3 protein-coding genes are annotated in these 2,059 nt (G+C 41.3%); 2 read left to right on the top strand and 1 reads right to left on the bottom strand.

What is annotated here, in order from left to right; all coding sequences use genetic code 11:
• On the top strand, positions 1-1,099 hold a 1,099-nt coding region (locus tag IEW94_RS14675), incomplete at its 5' end, for a site-specific integrase (protein ID WP_188654425.1).
• Between the two features lie 86 nt (positions 1,100-1,185).
• Here the strand turns inward: IEW94_RS14675 and IEW94_RS14680 are convergent.
• Positions 1,186-1,404 (bottom strand): helix-turn-helix domain-containing protein, encoded by a 219-nt coding sequence (locus IEW94_RS14680; RefSeq protein ID WP_188654426.1) that lies wholly within the window; start codon positions 1,402-1,404, stop codon positions 1,186-1,188.
• Positions 1,405-1,565: 161 nt separating this feature from the next.
• Here IEW94_RS14680 and IEW94_RS14685 point away from each other — a divergent pair.
• On the top strand, positions 1,566-2,059 hold a 494-nt coding region (locus IEW94_RS14685), incomplete at its 3' end, for a hypothetical protein (protein ID WP_188654427.1).

The raw sequence follows: 2,059 nt of genomic DNA on the forward strand, positions 1-2,059 counted from the left end.
TCGCTCCCGGGGAAACAACCAATTCACAAGAGCCCTAAACGGTTATTTAGAGGAAGTGAACAGTGGCCTTTTCAAATGCTACCAGGACCTGAAACTCGAGCACAGGCTCATCACCTCCCAAGCCGTTAAGGCAAGATATCTTGGAGAGGACGAGCAGAACCGTTCGGTCAACGATATCATCAAGTACCATAACGAGGACATGCAGGGCAAGTTGAAGTGGGGCACCCAGAAGAACTATTACACCACGCAAAAGTACCTATCGAAATTTCTATTGAAGAACCATAGGACCACGGACATCTATTTACGGGAACTGGATTATAATTTCATAATCAAGTTTGAGAAATACCTGAGGGGGCATGTCCCCGAGGACCACCAGAAACCCATGGGCAACAATACGGTGATGAAACATATAGAGCGTTTAAGGAAACTTGTGAACCTGTCCGTAAAACTGGGATGGCTGGACAGGGACCCCTTTGCCAACTTTAAGTCCCAATTCATAAAAACGGAACGAGGGTTCTTGAGCTTACAGGAACTAAGGGCAGTAGAGGAGAAGCGGTTCACCATAGGGCGGCTGCAATTGGTCAAGGACCTGTTCGTGTTCAGTTGCTATACCAGTCTGAGCTATATCGATGTGATCAACCTAAAAGAGGACAATATCAGCATAGGAATTGATGGAGAGTTATGGATCCACTACAGAAGGGAGAAAACGACCAAGATGATAAGGATCCCGTTATTGCCACAGGCATTGGCAATCATGGAAAAGTACAGGAGCAAAATAAGGCCAAAAACGGAAGAAAGCCTGTTCCCAAGGATCTCGAACCAAAAACTGAACTCCTACCTAAAGGAAATCGCTGACCTGTGCCAAATCAAAAAGAACCTGACCTTCCATATTGCCAGGCATACCTTTGCAACGACTGTCACTCTGAGCAATGGCATACCCATAGAGACGGTCTCTAAATTATTGGGGCATTCCCGGATATCAACGACCCAGATCTATGCAAAGGTCATAGAGAGAAAAGTGAGCGACGACATGAAGAAATTGAGGGAACAGTTCCAGGACACAATGAATAGTTCTGATAGGATACCACAAAGTTTATAGGCTCTTTTCAAGCACAACTTAAAAGAAAAAAGGGAACCATTTTGAATGGTTCCCTTTTAAAATTATATTTTATTCACTTAAAGAAATTACTGTTTTGGAAGTTTGACCCCAGCAAATATTTCTTTAAATACTTCACAGGGATCTGTGTCTATGGCCAAAGAAATCAAATATAATTCCTCTGCTCTCAATTTTGCTTTTGGATTAGAACTCAATTGGCTAATTCTGGATTTACTTATTCCAGTTCTTCTGGAAACCTCGGCTTTGTTTATTGATTTTTTTGCCAAATACAATCCTATTTCAGTCATTCTATTATGCGTGTTTTGTATACATAAATATAGAAATTATATACACTTGTTTGTTAAAATTGGATTTTTGTTATGTAAATGGGTATATATTTTATACATTAGTGTAGAAAATGAATACAAATGTTTTGATTTATTACACAGTCTAAATAAACTAAATGCACATGAAAGCAAAAGCACCCGCAAAATTTCCATTACAAAAGGAACTTTTGGACCTTTTAAAGAACCTGGTCCCATTACATTCGGTATATGTCATCGATATGGACACTAGCAAAAACAAACATATCCATTACTTGCACACCAAAAGCCAACAGGTGCACTTGGAAGCGATCTACACCCTGTTGATCGTGGGCCAAAAAGCGCTCCATAAGGGCCTGGATGATCTTATGGAGGAAGTCTACGATAAGATGGGTCAACGCTGTAAGGTCCATGTGATATATTGCACGGTATCCAACCTTATGGAAAGGATAGATATTGGCGATAATTTCCTGACACGGACCTTAAAGGAAGCACCTTGCATGTACAGGGAAGACAATGCCCTGTCCAGATATGGGCAATATGGCTTGATGTACCATGTGTCATTGTACAAGGAGATCGAGACCGTTTGGAGGCACCGCATGGAACGGGCAGTATACCTGTTCTCTGTTATTGATGTCAT

Origin of the sequence: Yeosuana aromativorans (assembly GCF_014646655.1) — a bacterium.
Classification (GTDB): domain Bacteria; phylum Bacteroidota; class Bacteroidia; order Flavobacteriales; family Flavobacteriaceae; genus Yeosuana; species Yeosuana aromativorans.

Coding starts and splice junctions, on each gene's coding strand:
- IEW94_RS14680 (WP_188654426.1), bottom strand. CDS start 1,404: ATGACTGAAATAGGATTGTATTTGGCAAAAAAATCAATAAACAAAGCC.